Source organism: Pseudoduganella sp. UC29_106, assembly GCF_044055365.1.
GTDB lineage: Bacteria > Pseudomonadota > Gammaproteobacteria > Burkholderiales > Burkholderiaceae_D > Rugamonas.
On record NZ_CP171977.1, the window covers coordinates 6,263,974 to 6,289,561 of the forward strand.

A 25,588-nucleotide genomic window follows, 5' to 3' on the forward strand; every position below is an offset into this window, starting at 1 on the left:
GGGGTCAGGCACGAAATTCGCACGCGGCTACAGCAGCGACAGCGCCGGGCGGCGTGGCGGACGTACCGGTGGGTTGAGCGGGGTGATGCGCGGGTCGATGGCCGGCTCGGGCGTCTGATACTTGAAAGGATTGATGATGATGGGCGGGATGGTGGGCGGTGCCGATGGCGGGCCTTTTGGGCCGCCTGAACATCCGATTGTTGCTAGCCTTGCCATGTTGCCCTCCCTAAGCGAGATCGGATATTCAGTATAGGCAAGACATTCCTCATTTCAAGTCGACGGCCCTGCCATTCCATTCGCCCCCGCAAAATGGCAGTCCGTCGCATTCCGATGGCCCGTCGCCCGCCCCGGGAATACAGTGGAGCCATACCAAACAACACTTGGGGAATGATGATGAAAAAGCTGCTTGCCATCGTACTGGTCGCTGTCCTGGCTATGGCCGCCTGGTATTCGATAGTCGACTACAACAATATGATCGTCCACATCGGCGACGAGGACTTCGATGGCCCGCTCGGTGCGCTGATCGGCATGGTCGCGGCCGGCGGCGGCATGGTGATCGCTTTCATTGCCATGACCTGCGCGGCGGTCTTTGTCGGCTTCGTGTTTGCCGGCCTGGGCATCCTGATGCTGATCGGCCTGTGCCTGCTGGCCATTGTGCTGGCCGCAGTCATCGCTCCCTTTCTGCTTCCTCTTCTGATCCCGATCGGCATCATCTGGTGGATTGCACGGCGCAACAAGCGCAAGGAAACCCTGGCCCTGGAACAACCCGTCTAAACCATCACCTTGTTGCGGCCGCTGCGTTTGGCTGCGTACAGCGCCTTGTCGGCGCGCACCAGCGCAGCGTCGCCGCACTCATCCTCCGGCGCCAGCGCCGCAATCCCCACACTCACCGTCACCGCAAAGCTGTGCCCCTCCTGCTTCAGGGGGGTCTCCGCGATGCGCAGGCGCAGGCGTTCCGCGAAAGCATGGGCCGCTTCCAGGTCGGCGCCGGGCAGCAGGGCCGCAAACTCCTCGCCGCCTACGCGGCCCAGCACGTCGATCTTGCGCAGGGTGTCGCGCATCAGCGCCGCCAGGTGGCGCAGCACGGCGTCGCCGACCGGGTGGCCGTATTCATCGTTGACATCCTTGAAGTGGTCGATGTCCAGCATTAGCACGGCGGCACGAGCGTGCGCGTCGCGCTGCATGCGGTTCTGTTCCGCTTCCAGCCGCGCCATGAATTCGCGCCGGTTGGGCAGGCCGGTGAGGAAATCGGTAGTGGCCAGCACCAGCAATTCCTCGTTGGCGCGCTTGCGCTCCGTGATGTCCACGGTGGAGACAATCACGAAGTCCAGCGTGTGTTCATGGCCGGGCATCACCAGCAGGGTCAGTTCGTTCTGGCGCGCCACGCCATCCAGCCGCAGGTAGCCGCTTTCGCACACGAACATATGGGCGCCCTTGGACAGCGCCCCCAGCGCCCGCGCAAAGCAGGCCATCGAGTTGCACACCTGCGCCAGGCTGAGGGCAGACGCATCCTTCCTGCCGCCCACCGCGCCCACCTGTGCCAGCGCAGCCGCGTTCACGTCGGTGATGCGCACCAGGACCGCCAGGCGCTCCAGCTGGCTGGGATTGTTCTGCAGCCAGGCCTGCACATCCTCCACGCCCGAATTTTCCAGTTCGATCAGCGCCCGCCGCACGGCCGACCAGTCCTGCTCCCACAAGGCGACGGGGGCATTGTCGTACAGGCTGCGGAAGCGCGCCTGCCCGGCGCGCAGCGCTTGCGCGGCCTGCGCCCTTTCGATGGCGCTGCTGGCCAGCTGGGCTGCCTGCTCGATCTGTGCGATATGCGCCACGCTGGGACGATAGGCTTCCTGGTGGTAAATGGCGAAGGTGCCCAGCACCCTGCCGGCCGCTGTGCGGATTGGTTCCGTCCAGCAGGAGCCAAGCCCCGCCTGGGCCGCCAGCTCGCGGAAAGGAGCCCACAGCGGGTCGCTACGGATGTCTTCCACGATCACGCGGCTGTTGGTCTGGACGGCCCTGCCGCAGGAGCCATTGCCATAGCCGATGGGCTGCCCGTGGATGGCCGCATTGAAGAAGGCCGGCAGGCTGGGCGCTGCGCCGATCAGCAGGTGCTTGCCTTCTTCATCCAGCAGCATCACGCTGCACAGCATGGACGGGTTGCGTTCCTCCACGCCCTGCACCACGATTTCCAGCACTGACTTCAGCGTGGCGCCGCCGGCCAGCGCTTCCAGCATCTGGCGCCGCGTGGCTTCGCGCCGCTCGATCTGCACGCTTTCCGTAATATCGCGGAAGGACCACAGGCGCGCCGCCTCGCTGCCCAGGCGCAGCGGGCGCGTGGTCTGCTCAATCGTGCGGCCATCCTTCAGCTGCAGGCGCAGGCGGCAATCCTCGTTGCGCCGCTTCTTGCTGCAATCGTTGAATTCGTCGGAAGACTCCAGCTGGGAAGCCATGTGTTCGAGCAGGATAGCGCCATCGTTGCGCCAGTCCAGCTGCTCGGGCACGCTCCACAACTGGCGGAAGCGGCGGTTCGAATTCAACACGCCGCCGTGGTAGTTGTCGACGAGGATACCGTCCACCGTCGAATCGAGGATGCTGCGCAACATGGCCTGGCTATTCTGCGCATCCTCCGCCATCGCCAGCAGGTTGGATTGCCCTTCTTTCAGCTCCGACGCCATTTTGTGAGAATGCGCCAGCGCGTCGGCGGCGCGGCGGCGGCTCTCGGCCAGTGCATACGCCAGTGCCGCCAGCAACACGCTGAACAGGATGCCGCCCAGGCCAATCAGCAGGGCCTTGTCGGCCAGCGGTCCCTTAACTGCTGCGGCGGACGAGATCTGCATCGTCCAGCGGTGCCTGGCGATGCTGAGCTTCTGCGCGGACTGGCGCAGCCCTTCGCCAAAGGTGCGCGGCGTGCTGTTGTACATGCGATTGTGTTCGCTCGTTTCCTCACCGTCGTAGATTTCGATATCGAGGTCGGCGCTGCGGTCGCCGAGGATGTCCAGCATCACATCGCCGATGCGGAATGGCGCGTACACCCAGCCCATGATGGAGCTGCGGCGCTGCGCCAGTGTGATGTGCGGCTCGCCATTGCGGTAGACCGGCACCACGATCAGGAAGCCCGACTGCACGGCGGCCCGCGTCTCCTGCTTGAGCGTGATCTTGCCCGTCATCGCCGGCAGGCCGGAATCGCGCGCCTGTTCCAGCGCGGCCCGCCGCACCGGATCGGACCAGGAATCGAAGCCGACTGCCAGCATATTGATGCCGGTGTACGGTTCCAGATAGACGACAGGGGCATACACGCTGCGCTGGCCCGCCGGCTTGATGGCATAGTCGGGCAGGCCTTCCTTGCGCACCAGGGCTTCGTGCTCCTGCCGCTGCGTGCCGGGCACCAGGCGCATATAGCCAACGCCCTGCATGCCGTCGAAATGCCCTGCCAGTTCCTGCCGTTCGAGATAGGTGCGGAATTCCTCGCGCTCCACGTATTCGGAGCTGGCGAACAGGCCTTGTGCGCCGTACAGGATCTGCACATAGCCATGCATGCGCGAGGCTATATTGTTGACCAGTTCGCGCACGCGGTAATCGAAATCGGCGCGCGCATTGCGCTCAGCGTCTTCGCGCGCCCCCTGCCATAAACCTGCCGTGAGCGTCAGGCACAGGATCAGCACCAGCCCGGACAACAGTCGTGGGCTGAGCAGCTTCTGAACCGCGACACTGGTTGTAAATTTCGGCATACAACCATAGTAGGCGAGATTTTATGGATCTGTGGAAATATCTAGATCCGTCAAGGCTTGCGCGAACGGTAAGCCTGGTAGCCCCGCGCACGCAGTTCGCAGGCCGGGCAGGCGCCGCAGCCATAGCCCCAATCGTGCAGATCGCCGCGCTCGCCCTTGTAGCAGGTGTGGGTGTCGGCGCGGATCAGGTCGACGAGCTGCTGGCCGCCGAGGGACTCGGCCAGGTCCCATGTTTGCCCTTTGTCCAGCCACATCAGCGGCGTTTCCAGCTTGACGCGCGTATCCATGCCCAGGTTGAGCGCGACCTGCAGGGCTTTCATCGTATCGTCGCGGCAGTCCGGATAGCCGGAGAAATCGGTTTCACACATGCCGCCCACCAGCACGTTCAGGCCGCGGCGGTAGGCCAGCGTGGCGGCCACGGTCATGAACAGCAGATTGCGGCCGGGGACGAAGGTATTCGGCAAACCGTTGGCCTGCATCGTGATTTCGATATCCTCGGTCATGGCGGTCTGCGAGAGCCGGGAGATCAGGCCCAGGTCCACCATATGGTCTTCGCCAAGGCGGCCGGCCCATTCCGGCTTCACGCTGCGGATCTTCTCCAGCACGGTAGGGCGCACGGTAAGCTCGATGGCGTGGCGCTGGCCATAGTCGAAACCGATGGTTTCCACGCGCTCGAAGCGGTCGAGCGCCCAGGCCAGGCAGGTGGTGGAATCTTGTCCACCGCTGAACAGCACGAGAGCGGCGTCGGTTTTCTGCATGGGGGGATTCTTTCTAAAACGGAAATCTTAGTGAGTACGCCATCCTCGCAATCGATCCGGTAACATTCGGTATTGCTCATCGGACGGCAGAAAGAAGAATTTTGGCACAACTCGGCATAAAAGTATTGCGGGCCCTGGCCTTGATGGCCGTCCTGCTGCTGCCCGGCCTGCTCATGGCCCAGGGCCTGGACTATCGCGTCCAGATCAATGCGCCGGGCAAACTGGACACCCTGCTGGAGCAAAACCTGGACCTGGTGCGCTTCCGCGGCAATCCCCGCACCGACCGCGACCAGCTGCAGCGCCTGGTGCGCGCGGCGCCGGAGCAGATCCGCACCCTGGTCGCCACCGAGGGCTTCTACACGCCGCTGGTCAATGTGTCGATGAACGATGCCGCTACGCCCGTGGTCACGGTGGAAGTGCAGCCGGGCCAGCCGACGCTGGTGGGCGATGTGCAGATCGACCTGGAAGGATTCGAGTCCACTTCGGAAAAGCCTTTCGACAAGGATGCGCTGAAGGCGGGCTGGCTGCTGCCCAAGGGCGCCGTGTTCCAGCAGGAGGCCTGGGAGACGGCCAAGCGCTCCATGCTGCGCGCCGTGGTGCAGACCCGCTATCCGCGCGCCCAGATGACGGAAAGCGAGGCCGTGGTCGATCCCGAGAACCGCGTGGCCCTTTTGCGACTGAAGCTGGAGAGCGGCCCGGAAATGCGCTTCGGCCAGTTGCGCATCGAGGGCTTGCGGCGCTATCCGGAGTCGATCGTGCGCAACCTGAACCAGATCAAGCCGGGCGACTACTACGATGAAGCGGCGCTGCAGTCCTACCAGGCGAAGCTGCAGGACACGGGCTATTTCTCCAGCGTGGAAGTGAGCGCGGACCTGTCCGCCGTGCTGGGCGAGCAGATGGAGGCGGCGGAGGCAAAGAACGAAGGCTTGCCCCAGCCCGAGACGATGGCGCCGCTGCCGCTGCTGGTGCGCGTGATCGAGAACAAGCGCAAGAACGCCAGCGTGGGCCTGGGTTATTCGACCAACACGGGCTATCGCGTGTCCGGCGCTTACGATGACCTGTCCATCTTCGGCCTGAAGATGAAGAGCGCGCTGACGCTGGAACAGAAGAAGCAGACCGCGCGCGGCGATTTCTACTTTCCCACCACGGCCGACGGCTATACGGACAGCTTCGGCGCGGCCGTGGAGCGCAAGGATATCGAAGGCGAGATCACGCGCACCGCGTCCATCGCCGGCAAGCGGGCCTGGGGCACGCCGCTGCTGGAGCGCAGCATCTCCATCGAGTTCCTCACCGAGAGCAAGACGGTGGACGGCTTGCCTTCGACCGTGTCGCGCAGCCTGCCGCTGACCTATGCGGTCACCTGGCGCAAGCTGGATAACCTGGTGTTCCCGACCAAGGGCTATGTGCTGAACGCCACGCTGGGCGGTGCGCTGCTGCCGATTCTCACGGACGAGAAGTTCATCCGCTCCACCGCGCGCGGCATCATGTACCTGCCCCTGGGCAGCAAGAGCACCGTGATCCTGCGTGCGGAACTGGGCGCGTTGGCTTCCGCCACCAAGGTTGGTGTGCCGGCCACCTACCTGTTCCGCGCCGGCGGCGACAACTCGGTGCGCGGATACGGTTATCAGGAGCTGGGCGTGAAGGAAGGCGATGCGACCGTGGGCGGGCGCTATCTGGCCACGGCCAGCGCGGAGTATCAGTACTGGTTCCGTCCGACCTGGGGCGCGGCGGTGTTCTATGACGCGGGCAATGCGGCCGATTCGCTGGGCGGGATTCATCCGAAGTCCGGCTACGGCGTCGGCGCGCGCTACAAGAGCCCTGTGGGGCCGATCAATGTCGACGTGGCGTATGGCCATGCGGTGCGCAAGGCGCGGCTGCACTTCTCCCTGGGGTTCACGTTCTGATGGATACGCACGACACCTCGCCTCCGGCCCCGCCTTCGCCGCCTGCGCCTCCTTCCCGGCCGCCGCGGCGCTGGCTGCGCCGCACGCTGATCGGCGGCGGCGTGGTGGTCGCGCTGCTGGCCGGCGGCGTGTGGCTGCTGGGACGCGAGTCCACGCTGCAGCAGATCGTGGCGCAGATTGCGCGCTCCAGCGGGGGCAGCATCACAGTGACCGGCGCGACCGGGTCGCTGTATGGACGCATGCATATCGTGCGCATCGTGTACCGCAGTCCCGAGAGCGTGCTGACCATCGAGGATGTGGACATCAACTGGTCGCCGCTGCAGTATTTTTCCGAGGGCGTGGCGATCAGCGAGCTGCATGCGGCGCGCGCCGTGCAGCAGAGCATTGGTCCTTCCAAGCCGCCCGAAATGCCGGTATCTCTCGCGCCGCCGTTCCGCCTGCGCCTTTCCGACGCGCGCCTGGATCGCCTGTCGCTCATTTCCGCCGACGGCACCCGCAACGAGGTCAGCGCCGTGCGCCTCCAGCTGTACGGCGACAGCCAGCGCTGGCAGCTCAAGGACGCCAGCGCCCTCACCCGCATCGGCCGCCTCGACGCCTCCGCCGAAATCGCCACCACCCGCCCCTTCGCGCTGACCGGCACCGCCACCCTGAGCCAGATCTTCCACGCCGCGTCAGCCCCCGCGCCCTCCCCCTCCGCCGCCACCACGCCGCGCGTCGCGCCAGCCGCCCCCCCGCGCAGGCCGCCTCCGGCGCCCCCCACCGGCCCCGCCGCCGACGCGTCTCGAGCGGCGCAACGCTATGCGGCCCGTGCCGCTGATTCGCACGCGTCCACCGCGCAGCAAGGCGCTGTGCCGCCTGCCGCTGGCCGTCGCGCTCGTGGCAGCGCGTCCCAACCCGCGCCGGCCACTGGCAAGCCGAGCACCGCGCGCGCAGAAGCGCAATCGGCAAAACCACGCGCCGCAGGCACACCGAGCGTGCAGCCCGCGCGGCTGACCGCAATAATGAGCGGCAATCTGGAACAGATGACGGCCCGGCTCACGGGCACATCGCCGAACGCGGATGGCGACGGGGTAATGGTGCTGGCCCCGTTCGATCCGGTGATCCTGCGCTCGGCCAGCCTGCGCGCGAAAGGCGTAGACCCATCGCGTTTCGATCCCGCCTGGCCGCAAGCAAGCCTGGACATGGCCGTGGACGCAACCATCGCCAAGGACCAGAAAATAAGCGGCAGCCTCGCCATAGCCAACTCCGGCAAACCCGGCCCCCTCGACCAGCAACTGCTGCCGCTGAAGACCGTCAGCGCAAAACTGGGCGGCACGCTGACCGTGGCGACCATCAACGACACGCTGATCGACCTCGGCGCCGCCGGCAAATTCACCGGCGGCGGCAATATCAAGCGCGTGGCGATCGACAGCGGCGTCGAAACCGCCAGCTTCAGGCTGCATACGGACAGGCTGGACCTGCACGAGGTGCACGGCAGCGCGAACAAGACCGCCATCGCCGGCGATATCAGCGTGGACAGCAATAAAGGCCAGCTGCACACCTTGCGCGCCGCGCTGGCCGAGAAAAACCTGCGCCTCGATGCCCACGCCACGCTGCAGGATCTGCTGCTGACCGTTACGCAGGCACGCCTGCAGGCGAAGCAAGGCAGCGTCACGCTCGCGGGACAGGCCAGCCTGAAGGAAGACAAGGCATTCAAGGCCAACGCGGTCGTCAGCCACTTCGACCCGTCCGCACTGGGCGCCTATCCGGCCGCGGACCTGAACATCGACGCGCAGGCTTCCGGCAAGCTCGTGCCGGACTGGAACGCCGCGCTAGCCTTCAAGATCAAGCCCAGCCGCGCCATGAACCAGGCCTTGTCCGGCGAGGGCAAGCTGCAAGCGGATGCCAGACACCTGAGCGGCATCAACGTCAACCTGGCCATCGGCCCGAACACGGCCACTGCGCGCGGCGCCTTCGGCCTGCCCGGCGAGCAGCTTGCCTGGCAGTTCGACGGCCGCCAGCTTTCGGCGCTGGACAGCCGGCTGCAGGGCATCCTCACCGCGTCCGGCACCGCCACCGGCGGCTACGCCGCACCGCGCACTACGTTTTACGGCCGAATCGCGCGCGCTCGCGTTCGCGCCGTCAACCACGACAGGCCGCGCACCGGCCGCACCGCCCGCACCCGTCGCGCCCACTGCCCTTGCCCGCAAGGCCGCCGCCAAGCCCGCTGGCGACACGTCAACTTCTGCCACGTCACCGGCGGTGGCCCGGGCGACTGCAAAGGCGGCCCGCGCGCGCGGCGGAGCAGCCGGCGCAGGGCGGTGGGCGCGGAGCGGCCGGGGTGGCACGGAACGCGGACGGCGTGATCAAGGCCAGCGGCGAGCTGTGGCTGTCGGGCACGGGCAAGCAGCGCGCGCCGGAGTTCAAGGTCGCGGGCAGCGCGGCGAAAATCAACCCGGCCGCTTTCGGCGCGCCAACGGCAGGCAGCGTGAACGCGGACTTCAGCGCCAATGGCAGGCTGTCAAACGACTGGCGCGTGACCGCAGACCTGCGCCTGCAACCGTCGACACTGGGCGCGGCCCCGCTGACCGGCTACGCGAAAGTCGCAGCCACCAGCGTCCACGTCGAAAACGCCGACGTCGACCTGCACGTCGGCCCCAACACCCTGCAGGCCAAAGGCGGCTTCGGCGGCGCCAGGGACCGCCTGGACTGGAAAATCGACGCGCCGCAACTGGCCAGCCTGGGCCCGGACTTTGCCGGCGTCGTACGCGGCACCGGCTACGCATCCGGCAGCACGGACAAGGTCACACTGGGCCTGAGCATGGACGCCAGCAGCCTGCGCCTGCCCGGCCAGCAGCGCCTGAAAGCGATGAAGGCCAGCGCCACCATCGGCCTCACCACAGCGCAAGGCGCGATGACCATCGGCCCCAACGACCCGCTTACCGCCGACATCGACCTGCTGGGCTACTCCGCGCCAAGCGCGAGCGGCGGCACAAACATCGACCGCGCCCGCCTGCAGGCATCCGGCATCGGCAGCGCCCACACGCTGCAGCTGACCGCCACCAGTCCCGACTTCGACGCCACCACAACACTGCGCGGCGCCTTCGGCAAGGACAACTGGAACGGCACCATCGAATCCTTGCAAAACCGCGGCCGCTTCGCCTTCACCCTGCAATCGCCAGCTCCGCTGCGCATCGCGGGACCGGAAGGACACGGCCTGGCCGGTCTGGCGAAACCCGAACAGCTGGCACTGGGCGGAGCGACGATCGCCCTGCCCGAAGGCGGCATCCGCATCGAATCGCTGGAAAAGAACGGCAACAAATGGCGCAGCCGCGGACTGGCCAGCGGCGTGAACGCCAGCTACCTTGCGCAATTGTCGGACGCGTGGCGCAGCAATGTCGCCAGCACGATGACCCTGGGCGCCGACTGGTCGATCGAGCTTGTGGCACCGGCCGCGAAAGGCGCCGCCCCGGCGGTCGACGGCTACGTGCACGTGCTGAGGGAAAAAGGCGACATCACCGTGACCGGCGGCAGCAAGCCGATCCCGCTTGGCCTGCGCACACTCGACGCGCGCCTCAGCGTGCAAGGCAACGCGCTGCGCGCCCAGGCGGAACTGGATGGCGCGCGCACCGGCCAGGCGAAACTGAACGCCACCGCACAACTGCAGAACGGCCGCATCCCCAGCGACAGTCCGCTCACCGTCAGCGGAAATGTGAACATGCCCTCGATCGCCTGGCTGTCGCCGCTGGCCGGCGTCGATGGCCTGGAACTGGATGGCGCCCTGAAGGCCAATTTCAGCGGTCATGGCACGATCGCCAATCCGGCGCTGGATGGTGAAGTCAGCGGCCAGGAGCTGGTCGTAAACTGGCCCGACCAGGGCATTCGCCTGCGCAACGGGCAGCTGCAGGCGCGGGTGGCCGGCGACCAGCTGCAACTGCAGCGCCTGCGCTTCGAAGGCAATAAGGGCAGCGCGCAAGCGGAAGGATGGCTGCGCATGGCGAACGCCGAAGCGACGATGGACCTGAAGCTGAATGCGGACAAGCTGGAAATCCTGTCCCGCCCCGACCGCACCCTGGTAGTCACGGGCCAGAGCACGCTGGTACGCGACGTCAAACACTTCCAGCTGGACGGAAAATTCCGCGCCGACCGTGCCAGCATCGAGCTGCCGTCCCAGGACGCCCCAACCATCAGCGACGATGTGGTCATCCTCGGCAGGGACAAGCCCACTGTCAAATCCGCCGCCCAGGCCACGCCGCTGAACATGGACGTGGAGGCCGACCTTGGCGACGACTTCTTCCTGAAAGGGAAAGGCCTCGATGCGCAGCTGGCCGGCGCCGTACGCGTGCGCATGACCGAGCGCCGCACGCCGCGCATCAACGGCAGCATCCGCGTGGTGAACGGCACCTATGCGGCGTATGGGCAGAAACTGGCGATCGAGCGCGGCGTGATCAACTTCACCGGCGCTTACGACAACCCGGGCCTGAACATCCGCGCCGTGCGCAAGCGTCCCGAAGGCGAAGAGCTGACGGAGACCAATGTGGAGGCAGGCGTGGAAGTGCGCGGCACGGCGCTGGCGCCGGTGGCGCGGCTGGTGTCCACGCCATCGGTGCCGGACAGCGAGAAGCTGGCCTGGCTGGTGCTGGGCCACGGCATGGAAGACATGGCCGGCAACGAAATGGGCCTGCTCAGCACGGCCGCCGCCGCACTGTTCGGCGGCAAGGGCGGCGGCAGCCTGGCCAACAAGGTCGGGCTGGACGAACTGGGTGTGTCCCAGGCGAAAGGGCTGGAGAGCACCGTGGTCACGGTGGGCAAGAAACTATCCTCGCGCGCCTACCTGAGCTTCGAGCAGGGCGCAGGCACGGCGACCAGCCTGGTCAAGCTGCGTTACAAACTCAATCCGCGCTTCACGCTGCAATTCCAGACCGGCACCAATAATGCCCTGGACGTGCTGTACACCTGGGCGTTCGACTAATCCGCTTCGGGTTTATGGTCGGGCACCGGATCTTCCTGCTGCACCGGCGCGTGCGGGTGATGCGGATGGGCGGGTTGCGGCTCGGGTGCCGGCTCGTCGACGGGCACAGGCAGGTCCGGCGCGCGGTGGGCGTGAACTGGGGATTTGTCCATGGCTGAAGCTCCCTCGGTGGCTGGGCTTGAATGGCTATTTTACGCCGCAATGTACAATCGCTCTTTTCCGCACGATCCCTATTTATGGAACTGACCGTTACGACCGTTGTTTTGCTCATCCTGATCCCGCTGCTGGTGTGGCGTATCTACAATCGCCTGCGCAAGCTGTTTACCAAGCAGGAATCGGTGATGTGGCGGCACTGGTCGGGCGCCGTGTTCTTCCCGATCGCGCTGGCCGCATCCGCCAGCTCGATGACGGCCAATCCCCCGGCACTCTCCATGCTCGGCGGCGCCGTGCTGGCCGGCGGCTGGCTGGCCGTCTTTGCGCTGAAAAAGACGCGCTTCGAAAACTCTTCGCACGGCTTCTTCTTCCTGCCGCCCGTGCGCACCGGCATGGTCATCTGCATGCTGTTCACCGCGCGCGTGCTGCAGATCGCGGTCGAGTTCTACATCAACCGCCAGTCCGAATTCCCGCGCGTGATCCGTCACGACGAAGTCATGCAACACCCCTTCACCGTCGTCACCTTCGGCCTGCTGGTCGGCTACTTCGGGCTGTACTCGATCGGCCTGATCCGCTGGCGCCTGTCGCAGAAGCCGGTGGCCGAGCAGGAGTGAGTTGTTGTTACTTTGCATCTGAGGTGATGTCTTTTTCGTAAAACGGGAGTATCCTCGAGGAAAATAATTCCAACAGGAAACTTCCCATGACTATTTACGATAAGACCGTCAAGGGGCGGGAGGAGATTGCTTCACGTTGCTACCAGCTGGCGCCGCGCATGCGCTCGCTGTTGGTGATGATCGATGGGCGCCATCCCATCGAAGACCTGCTGTCGAAAGTGGCGGGCCTGGGGCTGGGAGAGGCGAACGTGCAGTCCTTGCTGGACGATGGCTTTATCGAACCTGCCAAGCCAAGCTTCGCGCCGCCCGAGCCCGAACCGCTGCCGCCCGATCCGGCCACGATCGCCGAGCAGTTCAAGTCCGCCTACGAATACTACACGCGCACCATCAAGCCGACGCTCGGCATCCGCGGCATCAATTTACAACTGAAAGTTGAAAAAGCGGCCACATTGGATGAATTGCGGGAGTTGCGCATTCCCTTCTTCGAAATGGCCGTCCGCGCCAAAGGCCGCCCGGCCGCGCTGCAGCTGCGGCGGGAGCTGGATGATATTTTTCTGGAACGCTGAAATAAAACCAAAGACGTGAAGCTGGTGGCAGGCACGATGTGCCAGCCACCGGGCATGGGCCACAGGCCTCAAACAGGTGGCTGGCACATCGTGCCTGCCACCAGCTTTTGGTGTGGGTTTCAGGCCGCCTGCTGCTGCCGGCGCTGAAGAACGAAGATCGGTTGCGCCCACTGCGTATCCTTCTTCTTCTTGCTCGTGATGAGGGTAAGCTCGGAAGGATCGTAGACGTCCGTGTTGTGGGTCAGCGGGGTGGTCATCAGGTACTGGGCTTCGGTGTTCTTCAGGAACTCGCCGACCAGCTGGATGTTGCGGATGTCCAGGTGGGCGAAGGGTTCGTCGATGAAGACGAAGCCGCCGGAGCCTTCGTCGGACTTCAGCAGGCCAATCAGCAGCACCAGCGATTTCATCACCTGCTGGCCGCCGGACGCTTCGCCGTCGTTCATGCCGATCGGGCCCTTGCCGTCGAACTTGAAGCGCACGTGCAGGCCCGCCTGCGCCAGCAGCAGATCGTCGTTCTCCAGCTTGACCGGATCGGCGTTGACTTCGATATTCGCCAGCTGGCCCAGCTCCTTGATATTGGCCGTGTAAGTCTTGATCGTGTAGCGCAGTCGCTCGATATAGGCGCCGCGGGCATTCGCCGTCGCTTCGATCGCGCGGTTGTTCTGGTAGCGGCGCTCCTCGGTTTCCGATTTGCGGCTGGACAGCTGGTCGTTCAGGCGCTGGTACTGGTCGATCACGGTCGCATCCAGTTCCCAGTCATCACGCGCCAGCGAAGACTGCAGGCTGGCGACGCGCAGATCCACCTGGTGGGCATTCTGGTGCTGGGCCACGAGCGCCTGGCGGCGTGCGGGACGCTTCCAGGCCGGCGGCAGATGGCGCCACTGGCGGCGCAGCGCCAGCAGTGCACGGGCATGGTCGGAGCGCTGCTCCAGCTGACGCTTGTGCGTCAGGCGCATGCCCGCTTCGGCTTCGGACAAGGCCATGCGCGCCGACTGCCAGGTGGTGTCCGCGCGGGTGCGGGTCACGGTGGCGTTCTTCATCAGGCCCTGCAACTCGCCCAGGCGGCCACCCACTTCCAGGCGCTCGGCGCGCAGCGGCACGGCCGCGCGGGCGGCTTCGTCGAATTCCTCGGTGCGGGCCGACAGTTCCTTCACCGCGTCCACGCCGGCCACGCGCGCCTTCAGCGCGCTGGTTTCGGAAGCCAGCTTGGAAATCTGCAGCGTGTACTTGTCCTCCTCCGCTTCCAGCGAGGGCAGGTTCTTCTGGATCGCGTCCATACGCTGGGTCTTGCCCGCGGAACCAAAGCGGTAGCGCGACGCTTCAACGAACAGCGAACGGCCGCCGCGGCGCTCCTTGTGGTAAGCGTCCGGCGTGATCCACTCTTCGATATTGCCCAGCTTTGCGCCGTCTTCCACCGACTCCACGCGCGTGATGCGCGAGAGCTGGTCGATCAGCCATTCCGGCGCCAGGCCGCTGAAGCGGACCACGGACAGCAGGCTCTGGTTCTTCGGCTCGTGCGCCTTCACGCAATCGGGCACGATGAAGTGGCGATAGCGTTCCTTCTCCGCCAGGCGGTAGGCGGCCGATGCGTCGGACGAGCGCTCCAGCAGCACCACGGAAGCATAGCCACCCAGCACGCCTTCCACGGCGCCCTGCCATTTCGGATCGGTGACTTCGACGATATCGGACAGCATGGCATGCGGGATGTTGGCATCGCGCAGCGCACGGCGCATAGCGCGCACATTGTCCGGCTCCGGCATGGCGGTCTTGCCTTGCAGGGCCGAAATGGTGGCCTTGTCCTGCGCGATGCGGGCGGAAACGGCGTCACGCGAGGCGCGCAGCTTGGCCAGCTCCGCCTCTTTCGACTCCAGCGTGGCGACAGCGTCCGCCACATCGGCGCCCGCTTCGGCGGCCAGCTTCTGCAGGCGCTGCTTCTGTTCGGCCAGCGATTCCAGCGGCTTCAGTTTGGAGTTGATCTGGTTCAGGCGCGACTGCAGCGCCGTCTGCTCCTGCTCCAGCAAGGTTTCCTGCTGCTGCGCGTCCTGCAGCGCCTTGGCCTGGCGCGCCAGCTCATTGCGCTTGTCCGCCAGCTGCTGGTCGGCCTGGGCCAGCGGCTTGCGCGCTTCGCGCAGCTGCCTGCCCAGGTTGTTGGCCTTCTCGCGCGCCTCGTGGTACTCCAGCGACGGCAGCACTTCCTCTTGCAGGTTGCGGCGTTCCTTGTGCAGCGTTTCCCACTGGTGGTAGTTAGCCACGCGCAGACGCAGGCCCTCCAGGTTGGTCTTGGAGCCTTCCAGTTCAGCCTCGAAGCGCTTCAGCTCTTCCTCGGTGTCGCGCTGGTGGCGCTTCGCCTCGTCGTAGGCATCCAGCACCTCCTTGTCGCCGAAGACCTGGAACACCAGGTCCAGCAACTGGCGCGGCGCGTATTCGCATAGCTTGTCCGTTTCGCCCTGCTCCAGCGCCAGCACTTTGGCCATCGCCGGCGACAGGCCTGCCTGCGCCAGGCGCTTGCGGTAGTTCTCCACGCCCAGCCAGTCGTTCGCCTCGGTCACTTCCTCGATGTCGACATTCCCGGGACGCATCAGGTACTGGCGCTTCCAGTCGCCGCCGTTCTTCTCGACCTTGCAGAACAGGGTCACCTCGTCTTCCGCGAAGAAGCCGCTGTGGCGGAAGGGACGGTTCGACAACTGCTTGCCCACCGGGCGGTTGTCCACGACTGAGCGCAGCCACGCGGTCTGCTGGCCGCTGTGACGGGCGTAGTGCTTGTAGGTGCGGCCCATCGAGCAATCGAGGCCGAACAGGGTGCGCATCGCATCCAGCAGCGTGGTCTTGCCCGAGCCGTTCTGGCCCGCGATGGTGATGATCTTCGCATCGAGCGGAATGTTCTTGATGCGCTGCCAGTAATCCCAGTGGACTAGCTCGAGAGATTTGATGTGGAACATGGATCAGTCCTCGTTCGGGGTATCGGTGGGCGCGGCATCGGCCGGCGGTGCTTCTTCAACGGCGGACGCGTTGTCGATCGCGGCGGCGGCTTCGGCCAGCACTTCGCGCGGGATGTGCACGACCTGGGCGGGCGCGCGCTTGAACACGTCGGCCAGGGCGCCGTTGATGATGCGCTCCTTCAGCAGGTCGGTATCCATCAGCAGGTCCAGCAGCGGGCCTTCGACGATGATGTCGCCGCGGCGCTCGATGAAACCGAGCTTGCCGAGGATGCCGAGGTTCATGTCCATGCGGGTTTTCTTGCCAAGCTTGTCGCCGAAGTCGGCCAGCAGTGCTTTATAGGGAATGCCGATGGACGTGTCTTCCGCGCGCGGCACGGGCTTGTCAGTGCCGAACATATCGTTCTGGTCATCGTCAGCCGCCTGGTGGGTTTCCTGGCGCTCGCGCTTGGGCAGGATGATCAGCGCCCACAGCACGACCAGCAGGGCCACGCCGTCGCGCGCCAGGCCGAAGTTATTGTTCTGCCATACGTCGCGCGCGCCGAACACCTTCGGCTCGATGGCGCGGTGCAGGGCCAGGGTCACGTGGTCGGCATAGACGTTATCCAGCAGCTTCAGGCCGCAGGCGGTCAGGCGCGCGTCCACTTCGGCGCGGAACAGTTCATCGGACAGGGCGCGCTTGACCAGCTTGTCGTCGCGGCGCAGCGTCTGATGCGTCATCAGGCGCGCGATCAGGATTTGGGTATCGTCATTCATCGGCCTTGCCGCTTTCATCTTTCAGTTGGAGCGAGAGCGCAGCCAGGGACATGGCGGCAATCTCAAGGTCGGGCAGCTGCACCATGTCATCCTGCGGCTGGAACCGTACCGGCAGGCGCGCCAGGTCGGCGGTCGCGCCCTGCATCGACGCCTCGGCTTCATCGCCCAACAGCGGCAGCAGCGAAGCGCGGTAGGACGCCACGGCAAACGAGGCAGGCAGCAGCGCTTCGTGCGCCTGGATCTGGCGCGGCGACTCTTCGGCCACGCTCGGGAAGTTGTTCAGCTGCGCGAAATCGGAAAGGCGCGCCAGCCAGTCGTCCAGCTCTTTCTGCATCGCTGGCGAATCGTTGATCGTGGTCGGAGCATCCTGGCCGGCAGGCAGGCCATTCAGCCCATTGTTATTGGCACGTTCTGTCATTAATTCTGTTTCTGCTACGTCGATCATTTCTGCGGGTGTGACGAACAGCGGCTTCACCGGCTGGTCGATCGCATCCTGCGCCAGCGAGGAAAGGTCCTCATGGGCCAGCAGCCAGCGCTTGATGTCCGTGGTGGACAGGCCGGACTGGCCCAGGTGCACGCGCTGGCGCTCGATCTGGTTCAGCGCGCGCGAGAACATGCCCTGCATGTTCAGCAGCGCGGACTGGGCGCGGCCGATCGCCTGCGCGGCTTTGTGCGTGGCGCTGTCCGCGTTTTCATCGGAGGTGATGGCGCGCAGGATCTCGCTGCCCTTCTCCACCCAATCGCACGCCTGGTGCCACTTCGCCTGCGATTCGCGCAGGCGGAACTCGGAACCGGAAGCGATGGCGTCGCGGAATTCCTCGGTCAGGTCCACCAGGCGGCCCAGCAGGTGCTGCAACTGCTCGCCGGTGACCCCGCCCACGGCCTGCGCGCCCGCCACCTGGGACAGCAGGAAGCCCATTTCGGCCTCGTCGTCCGGCTGCGACAGCGCCAGCAGGCCATCGATGGCCGACAGCACATTGCGCGCCATCGGCGTCACGCGATAGACCGCCTGCTGCGCATCCCAGGCCAGCAGGCCGTTGGTGCGCAGGCGGATCAGCACCGTTTCCAGGCTTTCGGGCAGCAGATAGGCCAGCTTGGTGTTGATGTCGGCACGCGAATAGAACGACGTGGTCGTATCGTTCGCCAGCTCGCGCAGCACGAGCAGGCGCACCAGCACGCCCTCGAAGCCGCCATGGAACAGGGCCGTGAAGACCTGCAGCAACGGCTGAGCACGCTTCAAGTGGAAGACTTGCTCGATTTCGTCTGCTGAAATATGGGGCTGGAAGTGGGCTTGCAGGGCATCCTGCTGCTCTTGCTCAGTCGGGTTCGCGTCGGCAGCCGTAGCCGCACTTGGCATTAAGTCAATCATTGCACTCCGTTAATCAAAACCGGGGTCAGCTCTGTCATTCGGACAGCTAGCGCTAGCGTTTGACGCAGATCAATACGCAAAATCGGGCGAAATTGCGTATTGAGCAAGATCAAAGGTTAGCGCTAGCTGTCCGAATGACAGACCTGACCCCGGTTCTATGGGCGGGGGTGTGAGTATATCAGGCTGGGTGTGGCTATTTGCGGTTGACTTTTTCGAGAAGTTGCTCAAAGGAATCGCCGTTTTCTTCCACGAAGCGGATTTTGGCGGGGTACCATTCGAGCGAGGGGGCGAGCCAGAGGTCGACTTGCTGGCCGTTGTCGCGCTTGGGCGGCTCCTTGACGAAGTGGATGGCCTTGATGTCGCCCATGCCCGTTTGCAGGGTTTCGGTGCCGACCACCTTGAAGGTCCAGACGTCGGCATCCTTGCGGCCGGCCGTGAAGAAGGCCCATTCCGTGCCCGGCTTGAAGTGGTCCGGGGCGTGGCGCGCTTGCGACACCAGCTGCCACTGCGCGCTGCTGCGGTCCTGTTCGCCGCCCTTCAACGGGTAGGTCTTGTCGCCGCCCTGGAATTCGATCTGCTTGGCCTGGCGGTTGAAGGTGGTCGTCGTGGGGTCCTTACGGATGCGTTTTTCATAATAGCTGGACGGCGCCAGGCCATAGTCGTCCACCGCGCCTTCGCTGCGGTGCTCCAGTACTTTGCCGAACAGGCCGGAGCGTGCTTCGGTGACCAGCGTATATTTGCCGTCACCCTGGCGCCAGGCCACCGTGCCGGTGCCGCTCAGCGGAAGGCCGTGATTGCTGCCCTTGACCGTGTACACGAGGTCCGCGGACGGCGGCAGGCTGTAGCCGCGCTTGACCACGGGATGGTCGGGGTCCTGGGCCTGGGCGCCGCCGGCAGCCAGCGCCAGGGTCAGCGCCATTGCGGCGGGAATAAATTTATCCATTTTCTTTCCTGATAATTTTGGTCACGGTCTGCGTGGTCACCGCGCCATTGCCTTCTGTATTCCTGATCTGCACCGGGTACCATTCCAGCGACGGCGCCAGCCAGATATCCAGCCGCGCGTTGTAGCTGCCCGGCTTCGGCGGACGGGCCAGCCGCCACGTGACCAGCTTGCCCATCCCGGTTTCCAGTTCCTCTTCGCCCACCAGCTGGAAACGGTAGATGGTGGCGCTCTTGTCCTCGCCCACCAGCATATCGATATCGCTGCCGAACTGGTTGACGTCGGCGCGGCCGATCGCGGCCAGCTGGAAGGGCACGGTGGCCTTGTCCTGCGCGCCGGCCAGCAGCGGGAACGAGCGCTCGCTGGCCGAGAACGTGATGCGCTTCTCTTCCTGGTTGAAGTGGGTGGCCGTCTCCGACCGCCCGCGGCGCTTCTCGCGCATCGTCTGCGGCGCAATGCCCGCATCGTCGATGATGCCTTCGCTGTTCAGCGTCAGCAGGTTGACCCGGAATACGATGCTGATGCCCACGTCCAGCCCGACCTTGTAATTGCTGCCATCGCTCTGCCAGGACATCGTCGCCGACCCGCTCCACTTCTTGCCATCGGGGTCGGTGCGCTTCACGTCCAGTTCAAATGACGCCGGCGGCGGCAGGTTGACCTTGTAGCGCCGCGCGCCCGGCGGCGGCGCATTGTCCTGTTGCGGCGGCTCCGGTTGGGCGGATTGTACTGCGCCCGGCGTTGGCGCAGCGCCCGCCTGGTCAGCCGGCGAAGCCTGTGGCTCGGGCGGCGCCATGTCCGTGCCCGCCGCATCCGGCTCGGCGGCCGCCGTCAGCGCACCATCGGCGGCCGGTTGCGGCGCCGGCGCGGCAGCGGGGGCCAGCTTGGGCGCGACCTTGCGCGGACGCTTCGGCTTGGGCGCAGCTTCCTCCGGCTTCACTTCCGGCACCGGTTCGGCAGCGGCCACGCGCGGCGGCAGGGCCAGGCGCAGTTCGGCCTTCACCACGGCCGGCGTAGCCTTGCGGCTGTCCTCCAGCAGTCCGATGCGGGACACGAACCAGTCGATCGCCACCACATGCAGGGCCACCGTGGCCGCGCACAGGGCGAGCACGCGGCGGCGGCGGGAAAGGAAGGTAACAATCGTCATGGCCGCTAGTTTAACGTCTACCGCCACCCTTCCGCTGACAGCAGAGTTAAAAGCGCGGTGGCATAATCGCGCCATAATCATTTTGATAAGGTTCAGAGGATGTCCCTCCTGCGCACCCGCGGCCTGGCCGATTCCGGCAAGGTTGGCATGGTCGAGCTGTTTTTCGACCTGGTCTTCGTCTTCGCCGTCACCCAGCTCTCGCACACGCTGCTGAAAGACCTCAGCCTGGGCGGCGCCCTGCAGGTAGGCATGCTGTTCTTCACGACCTGGTGGATCTGGATTTATACGACCTGGGTGACCAATGCGCTGGACCCGGACAAGATCCCGGTGCGCATCGCCCTGTTCGTGCTGATGGTGGTCGGGCTGATGATGTCCATCTCGATCCCGCAGGCGTTTGGCGACAAGGGCTGGCTGTTCGCCGCCGCCGTGGTGGCCCAGCAGGTGGGACGCAGCCTGTTCGCCATCTGGGCGGCCCGCAGCAGCGCCAGCCTGCGCCGCAACTTCACGCGCATCACGGCATGGACCGCCACCTCGGCCATCTTCTGGCTGCTGGGCGCCGCCGCCGCGCCTTCGCAGCGGGCCGCCATCTGGGCCGTGGCCATCGCCATCGAGCTGCTGGGCCCTCCCCTGTATTTCTGGACGCCTTTCCTCGGCCGCTCCACATCCGCCGACTGGAATGTGGAAGGCAGCCATATGGCCGAGCGCAGTGCAGGCTTCGTCATCATCGCGCTCGGCGAATCGCTGCTGGTCACCGGCGCAACCTTTGCCGAACTGCCTTCCAGCCCGGAAGGCACGGGCATCTTCCTGCTGGCCGTGCTGGGCACGGTGCTGATGTGGTGGCTCTATTTTGACCACGGTGCACAGGACGGCCACCATCACATCCTGCATACAAAAGATCCCGGCCGCCACGCCCGCAATACCTACACTTACCTGCACGTGCCCCTCATCGCCGGCATCATCGTCAACGCCGTCGGCGATGAGCTGGTGCAGGCCCACCCGGACCATGCCGATCCCGCCGCGATGGCGGTGATCGTTGGCGGCCCGCTGCTGTTCCTGATCGGGACCATGCTGTTCAAATGGGTGACCCACCAGCGCACCTTCCCGCCCCCATCCCATATGGCGGGCGTGCTGCTGCTGGCGGCACTGGCCTTGCTGGCCGTGCCGCTGCACCTGACGCCGGTGGCGGCCACCGCCGCAGCGGTGGCCATTTTGCTGGTGGTAGCAGTCTGGGAGGGCGTTGCGCTCAGCGGCGCGCGGAAGACAGCCGGCGAGTGACGGCAATCATCCGGTCGATTTCCTCGCAAGTGTTATAGAACGCGAACGAGGGACGCACGGTCGCTTCCACGCCAAAGCGGCGCAGGATGGGCTGGGCGCAATGGTGGCCTGTACGTACCGCGATACCTTCCTGGTTCAGCGCCTGGCCGACTTCACCCGTCTCGTAACCCGCCAGCACGAAGGAAGCCACGCTGGCTTTTTCGTGTGCGGTGCCGATCAGGCGCACACCGGGAATGGACTGCAAGTGGCGGGTTGCGTACTCCAGCAGCGCCGTTTCGTAGCGCGCCACGTTTTCCAGGCCGATGCGTTCCAGGTAATCCAGCGCAGCGCCCAGGCCGACAGCATCGGCGATATTGCCGGTGCCGGCTTCCAGACGGGTGGGTGGAGCATGATACAGGGTCCGCTCGAATGTCACGTCCGCAATCATATTGCCGCCGCCCTGCCATGGAGGCAACTGCTCCAGCAGTGCAGCCTTGCCGTATACGACGCCGATGCCGGTCGGGCCGAACACCTTGTGGCCGGAGAACACATAGAAGTCGGCATCCAGCGCCTGCACATTCACCCGCAGATGGGAAACGGCCTGCGCGCCGTCGACCAGCACACGCACACCGGCCTTGTGGGCGAGTTCGATGATTTCCTTCACCGGCGTTACCGTGCCGAGCGCATTCGACACCTGGGTGACCGCTACCAGCCTGGTACGTGGATTGAGCAGGCGGGGCGAATTCGTCCAGCAGCAGCTGGCCGCTGTCGTCGACCGGAATGACGCGGATCGCCGCGCCCTTCTCCGCCGCCAGCTGCTGCCAGGGCACGATATTGGCGTGATGCTCCAGGTGTGAGACGATGATTTCGTCACCTTCGCCGATGAACTTCCTGCCGAAGGTATTGGCCACCAGGTTGATCGCTTCCGTGGCGCCGCGCACAAACACGATTTCATTCGGGCTGGCTGCGCCGAGGAAGCGCGCCACCTTGCTGCGGGCGCCTTCGTAGGCATCGGTCGCGCGCGCGGCCAGTTCATGGGCGGCGCGGTGGATGTTCGAGTTTTCGTGGGCGTAGAAATAGGCCAGGCGGTCGATCACGGCTTGCGGCTTGTGCGTGGTCGCCGCGTTGTCGAACCATGCCAGCGGCTTGCCGTTCACCCGTTCGGAGAGGATGGGAAAATCGCGGCGGATCGCCTGCACATCGAAACCGGAATATCCCTGCCATTGCGGCCGCTGCTGGCGTGGCGGGGCATTGTCATCGAAGTAGTAGGCCGGCTGCAGCGTTGGCGTAGCCGGGCCGGCCGGCGCTTGCGGCGCGGCGCCGATCAGCAGCTGGCGCAAGGCGTCGGCGCCCGGCAGGCCGAACGCCTGCGCGGTCACGCGGTCGTCGGGACGGCCCGCCTGCTGCGCCAGGCCATCCAGGTCAGGCGCGGTGCGCGGATAGCCCCCCGCCTCGCCGAGGAAGTAGTACGGCGAGGATGGCACCGCAGGCAGCGGGTGGCCGCCCGCCTGCGGCAGCGCGGCGGCATAGCTATGCGCCGGCGTTCCGGGCTGCGCCTGTGCGGCCGGCGCAGGAGCAGCCGCGGCGGCGGCCGTGCCCTGCGGCGCGGCGGACAGCGCGGGCGCGTATTGCGGCGCGGCGGTGGGACCGCGCGGCGAGACCGGCAGCGCAGGCGCCGGCGACAGAGCACCCGGCAGGCGGGCGAAGAATTCCCCCGCCAGCTGGTTCAGCACGGCCTCGTCGAACGGTGCCCCGGGATTACTTGTAGGTGTCTGGATAGTCATGGTACTTGCCGATCTCCACGTCTTCCAGCACGGCCACTGCGTCGTCCGTCAGCACCGCCAGCGAGCAATACAGCGAAATCAGATAGGACGAAATCGCGTTGCGCTGGATGCCCATGAACCGCACCGACAGGCCCGGGCTCTGCTCACCCGCCAGGCCAGGCTGGAACAGGCCAACCACGCCCTGGCGCTGCTCGCCCACACGCAGCAGCAGGATCCTGGTCTTGCCGTCCTCGATCGGCAGCTTGTCGGAAGGGATGAGCGGCACGCCGCGCCAGGTCAGGAACTGGGAACCGAACAGGCTCACGGTCGGCGGCGGCACGCCGCGGCGCGTGCATTCGCGCCCGAAGGCGGCGATCGCCAGCGGATGCGCCAGGAAGAAGCCGGGCTCCTTCCACACCTTGGTCAGCAGTTCATCCAGATCGTCCGGCGTGGGCGCGCCGGTCAGCGGGAAGATGCGCTGGTCGTCGTGGACGTTGGCCAGCAGGCCGTAGTCCGGATTGTTGATCAATTCGCTCTCCTGGCGCTCCTTGATCGTCTCGATCGTCAGCCGCAACTGCTCCTTGATCTGGTCGTGCGGGCTGCTGTACAGGTCGGACACGCGGGTATGCACGTCCAGCACGGTGCTGACGGCATTCAGGAAGTATTCACGCGGCTGTTCGTCGTAGTCGACAAAGGTTTGCGGCAGTTCCGATTCGTCGCGCTGGGCGCAGGCCACGCGCACATCGCGCGGATTCTTCACCCTGTTCAGGCGATAGATGCCGGCTTCCACAGGCAGCCATTGCAGCAGATGCACCAGCCAGCGCGGCGTGATGGTGGAAAGCTGGGGAACGGTCTTGGTTGCATTGGCCAACTGGCGCGCGGCGTTATCGCCGAGTGCAAGCTGGCTCTCGTTTACTTCGGCCATGAATACTCCTAATGAGCTGACTAAATAAGGTTATGAGCGGAACGCATGTAGTATCGGCCGCCGCGCGGGGGCGGCTCAACATGCTATAGCCAGCAATTTGCGCTCAGGCGGCGATTTCTTCGCAGCGTTCCAGCAGGCGTGACGGCGTGGTGGCGAGGGCGCCGGCCAGCTTGTGGATGGTCTGCAGCGACGGCATGGCGATGCCGCGCTCCAGTTCTCCGATATAGGAACGGTTCATGTCGGCTGCTTCGGCCAGCCGTTCCTGCGACCAGCCGCGTTCCTCGCGCAAGCGGCGCACCGCGAGACCAAATTGACGGGACGGCATGGCGGCCTCACGCGGCAACGGCCGTGGCGGCAGCGCCCTCGGGCTGCGCGATGACCTGGGTGATATTGCTGTGCGGGGGCACGCCGCGCGTCAGCCATACATTGCCGCCAATGACGGAGCCCCTGCCGATGGTGATGCGGCCCAGGATGGTGGCGCCGGCATAGATCACCACATCGTCCTCCACCACCGGGTGGCGCGCCAGGCCTTTCTGCAGCGCGCCGTTGTCGTCGGTGGGAAAGCGCTTGGCGCCCAGCGTGACCGCCTGGTAGATGCGTACACGCTCTCCGATTACAGCAGTCTCGCCGATCACCACGCCGGTGCCATGGTCGATGAAAAAGCTGCCGCCGATGGTGGCGCCGGGGTGAATGTCGATGCCGGTTTCCGAGTGCGCCAGCTCGGCCACGATGCGCGCCACCAGCGGCGCCCCCAGGCTGTACAGCGTATGCGCCAGCCGGTGATGGATGATGGCGAGGATGCCGGGATAGCAGAGCAGGACTTCGTCCACGCTCAGCGCGGCGGGGTCGCCGTGGTAGGCCGCTTCGACATCGGTGTCCAGCAGGGCGCGGATCTGCGGCAGCTTGCGGGCGAAATGCTGCACGATGTCGTAGGCGCGCTGCTCGGCGCCGGCTGCCTGTGCCGCGTCGTGCCGGGCGTTGTAGGCCAGCTCGCGGCGCACCTGCTCGTGCAGGCCGCTCAGCGCCGTGTCCAGCGTGTGGCCGACATAGAAGTCTTCCGTTTCCTGCCGCAACTCGGCCGGGCCAAGGCGCATCGGAAAGAGCGCGGCGCACAGCAGCTGCAATACCTCGCGCAGGCGCTGGCGCGATGGGAATTCGCGTCCCCCGCACTCCTGGTTGCGCAGGCGGGCCTGGCGCCAGCGCGCCCGCACCTGGCGCAGTTCATCGACAATGGCGGCCAGCTCCCAGTGCGGAGCGGCGGCGGGCAATATAGCAAATACGCGATCGTTCATGGCTGTCCCCTCAATCCTGCACCCATGGCAGGCCGTGCCAGCGCCAGCCGCCGACGTGGCCGCGCTGTCCCGCTTCATCGAGTTCGCCCTCGAAACCTTCCGCGACATTGAAAACATTGGTGAAGCCTGCCGACCTCGCCGCCGCGGCCGCCGCCGCCGAACGCTTGCCGCTGCGGCACAGCAGGAATATCACGACATCCCTGCCGCCGGCCTTCGCTTCCAGCTCGCGCACGAAGCGCGGATTGCGCGTCAGCGCGGTGCCGGTGGCCCACGCCACATGCAGCGAATGCGGCACGCGGCCGACGAAGACCCGCTCTTCGTTGGTACGCACATCGACCAGCACGGCGTCGCCCTGCTGCACCAGGCGCCAGGCTTCCTGCGGCGGCACGTTGCCGGAGGGGGCCAATCCGAACGGCGCGCCGCGCGAGGCAGGCGCAAAAGGAATCGGGGCTGCAGTGCTCATCTTGTTTCCTTTCCTTGCACAGTGATTGCTGTCTATGCCCATCAATGTAACTAACGGTCGGTCCCGCTGAGAACG

The 25,588-nt window shown here is 65.7% G+C and carries 21 protein-coding genes and 1 pseudogene; 7 read left to right on the forward strand and 15 right to left on the reverse strand.

What is annotated here, in order from left to right; translation table 11 throughout:
• Window positions 1-27 precede the first annotated feature (27 nt).
• Window positions 28-216 (reverse strand): hypothetical protein, encoded by a 189-nt coding sequence (locus ACHMW6_RS31185; RefSeq protein WP_395402911.1) that lies wholly within the window; start codon window positions 214-216, stop codon window positions 28-30.
• Window positions 217-393: 177 nt separating this feature from the next.
• Here ACHMW6_RS31185 and ACHMW6_RS31190 point away from each other — a divergent pair, with 177 nt between their 5' ends.
• On the forward strand, window positions 394-774 hold the full coding sequence (locus ACHMW6_RS31190; protein WP_395402913.1) for a hypothetical protein: 381 nt from the start codon (window positions 394-396) through the stop codon (window positions 772-774).
• Here the strand turns inward: ACHMW6_RS31190 and ACHMW6_RS31195 are convergent.
• On the reverse strand, window positions 771-3,725 hold the full coding sequence (locus ACHMW6_RS31195; protein WP_395402915.1) for a CHASE domain-containing protein: 2,955 nt from the start codon (window positions 3,723-3,725) through the stop codon (window positions 771-773). The two genes, ACHMW6_RS31190 and ACHMW6_RS31195, sit on opposite strands and share 4 nt — an antisense overlap.
• 50 nt (window positions 3,726-3,775) lie before the next feature.
• Entirely contained in the window at window positions 3,776-4,483 is a 708-nt protein-coding gene (queC, locus tag ACHMW6_RS31200) for a 7-cyano-7-deazaguanine synthase QueC (protein ID WP_395402917.1), read from the reverse strand.
• A gap of 125 nt (window positions 4,484-4,608) precedes the next feature.
• Here queC and ACHMW6_RS31205 point away from each other — a divergent pair, with 125 nt between their 5' ends.
• From ACHMW6_RS31205 to ACHMW6_RS31215, 3 genes are read left to right on the forward strand one after another with little or no spacing between them, the layout of a single operon-like run.
• Window positions 4,609-6,387, forward strand: a complete 1,779-nt coding sequence (locus ACHMW6_RS31205) for an autotransporter assembly complex family protein (protein WP_395402919.1) — start codon at window positions 4,609-4,611, stop codon at window positions 6,385-6,387.
• Complete coding sequence (locus tag ACHMW6_RS31210; RefSeq protein WP_395402921.1) at window positions 6,387-8,732, forward strand: hypothetical protein; 2,346 nt, start codon at window positions 6,387-6,389, stop codon at window positions 8,730-8,732. Before ACHMW6_RS31205 ends, ACHMW6_RS31210 begins: the two co-directional genes overlap by 1 nt.
• On the forward strand, window positions 8,708-11,338 hold the full coding sequence (locus ACHMW6_RS31215; protein ID WP_395402923.1) for a translocation/assembly module TamB domain-containing protein: 2,631 nt from the start codon (window positions 8,708-8,710) through the stop codon (window positions 11,336-11,338). Before ACHMW6_RS31210 ends, ACHMW6_RS31215 begins: the two co-directional genes overlap by 25 nt.
• Here the strand turns inward: ACHMW6_RS31215 and ACHMW6_RS31220 are convergent.
• A complete protein-coding gene (locus ACHMW6_RS31220) occupies window positions 11,335-11,490 on the reverse strand; it encodes a hypothetical protein (RefSeq protein WP_395402925.1) in 156 nt (51 codons plus the stop codon). The genes ACHMW6_RS31215 and ACHMW6_RS31220 overlap by 4 nt on opposite strands.
• A gap of 84 nt (window positions 11,491-11,574) precedes the next feature.
• On the opposite strand from ACHMW6_RS31220, the gene ACHMW6_RS31225 reads away from it, so the two are divergent.
• Together ACHMW6_RS31225 and ACHMW6_RS31230 are read left to right on the forward strand one after the other, a co-directional pair.
• Window positions 11,575-12,105, forward strand: coding sequence for a hypothetical protein (locus ACHMW6_RS31225; protein ID WP_395402927.1), 531 nt, complete (start codon window positions 11,575-11,577; stop codon window positions 12,103-12,105).
• Between the two features lie 86 nt (window positions 12,106-12,191).
• Complete coding sequence (locus ACHMW6_RS31230; protein ID WP_395402929.1) at window positions 12,192-12,671, forward strand: hypothetical protein; 480 nt, start codon at window positions 12,192-12,194, stop codon at window positions 12,669-12,671.
• Window positions 12,672-12,790: 119 nt separating this feature from the next.
• Here the strand turns inward: ACHMW6_RS31230 and ACHMW6_RS31235 are convergent, their stop codons facing one another.
• The 5 genes from ACHMW6_RS31235 to ACHMW6_RS31255 all read right to left on the reverse strand — a co-directional run bounded on the left by ACHMW6_RS31235 (window position 12,791) and on the right by ACHMW6_RS31255 (window position 19,816).
• Complete coding sequence (locus ACHMW6_RS31235; protein ID WP_395402931.1) at window positions 12,791-15,610, reverse strand: ATP-binding protein; 2,820 nt, start codon at window positions 15,608-15,610, stop codon at window positions 12,791-12,793.
• 3 nt (window positions 15,611-15,613) lie between these two features.
• Window positions 15,614-16,363, reverse strand: a complete 750-nt coding sequence (locus ACHMW6_RS31240; protein ID WP_395402932.1) for a hypothetical protein — start codon at window positions 16,361-16,363, stop codon at window positions 15,614-15,616.
• Window positions 16,356-17,720 (reverse strand): hypothetical protein, encoded by a 1,365-nt coding sequence (locus ACHMW6_RS31245; RefSeq protein WP_395402934.1) that lies wholly within the window; start codon window positions 17,718-17,720, stop codon window positions 16,356-16,358. Before ACHMW6_RS31245 ends, ACHMW6_RS31240 begins: the two co-directional genes overlap by 8 nt.
• A 205-nt stretch (window positions 17,721-17,925) precedes the next feature.
• On the reverse strand, window positions 17,926-18,675 hold the full coding sequence (locus tag ACHMW6_RS31250) for a DUF3108 domain-containing protein (protein ID WP_395402935.1): 750 nt from the start codon (window positions 18,673-18,675) through the stop codon (window positions 17,926-17,928).
• Window positions 18,668-19,816: a DUF3108 domain-containing protein gene (locus ACHMW6_RS31255; RefSeq protein ID WP_395402937.1), complete on the reverse strand. Its 1,149-nt coding sequence runs from the start codon at window positions 19,814-19,816 to the stop codon at window positions 18,668-18,670. Before ACHMW6_RS31255 ends, ACHMW6_RS31250 begins: the two co-directional genes overlap by 8 nt.
• Window positions 19,817-19,915: 99 nt before the next feature.
• Between ACHMW6_RS31255 and ACHMW6_RS31260 the strand changes: the two genes are divergently transcribed.
• Window positions 19,916-21,091: a low temperature requirement protein A gene (locus ACHMW6_RS31260; RefSeq protein WP_395402939.1), complete on the forward strand. Its 1,176-nt coding sequence runs from the start codon at window positions 19,916-19,918 to the stop codon at window positions 21,089-21,091.
• Here ACHMW6_RS31260 and ACHMW6_RS31265 read toward each other — a convergent pair.
• The 6 genes and pseudogenes from ACHMW6_RS31265 to ACHMW6_RS31290 form a co-directional block, all read right to left on the reverse strand.
• Window positions 21,060-21,944 (reverse strand): aminotransferase class V-fold PLP-dependent enzyme, encoded by an 885-nt coding sequence (locus ACHMW6_RS31265; protein WP_395408757.1) that lies wholly within the window; start codon window positions 21,942-21,944, stop codon window positions 21,060-21,062. The genes ACHMW6_RS31260 and ACHMW6_RS31265 overlap by 32 nt on opposite strands.
• Window positions 21,871-22,854 (reverse strand): annotated as a pseudogene (locus tag ACHMW6_RS31270) (aminotransferase class V-fold PLP-dependent enzyme); the annotation flags it as partial. The pseudogene ACHMW6_RS31270 and the gene ACHMW6_RS31265, both read right to left, overlap by 74 nt.
• Window positions 22,829-23,758: a family 2A encapsulin nanocompartment shell protein gene (locus ACHMW6_RS31275; protein ID WP_395402941.1), complete on the reverse strand. Its 930-nt coding sequence runs from the start codon at window positions 23,756-23,758 to the stop codon at window positions 22,829-22,831. The gene ACHMW6_RS31275 and the pseudogene ACHMW6_RS31270, both read right to left, overlap by 26 nt.
• A gap of 103 nt (window positions 23,759-23,861) precedes the next feature.
• Window positions 23,862-24,083 (reverse strand): helix-turn-helix domain-containing protein, encoded by a 222-nt coding sequence (locus tag ACHMW6_RS31280; RefSeq protein WP_395402943.1) that lies wholly within the window; start codon window positions 24,081-24,083, stop codon window positions 23,862-23,864.
• Window positions 24,084-24,090: 7 nt separating this feature from the next.
• Window positions 24,091-25,050: a serine O-acetyltransferase EpsC gene (gene epsC / locus ACHMW6_RS31285; protein ID WP_395402945.1), complete on the reverse strand. Its 960-nt coding sequence runs from the start codon at window positions 25,048-25,050 to the stop codon at window positions 24,091-24,093.
• Window positions 25,051-25,060: 10 nt separating this feature from the next.
• Window positions 25,061-25,513 carry a rhodanese-like domain-containing protein gene (locus tag ACHMW6_RS31290; RefSeq protein ID WP_395402947.1) on the reverse strand — a complete coding sequence of 151 codons (453 nt, stop codon included), beginning with the start codon at window positions 25,511-25,513 and terminating at the stop codon, window positions 25,061-25,063.
• Window positions 25,514-25,588: the final 75 nt, after the last annotated feature.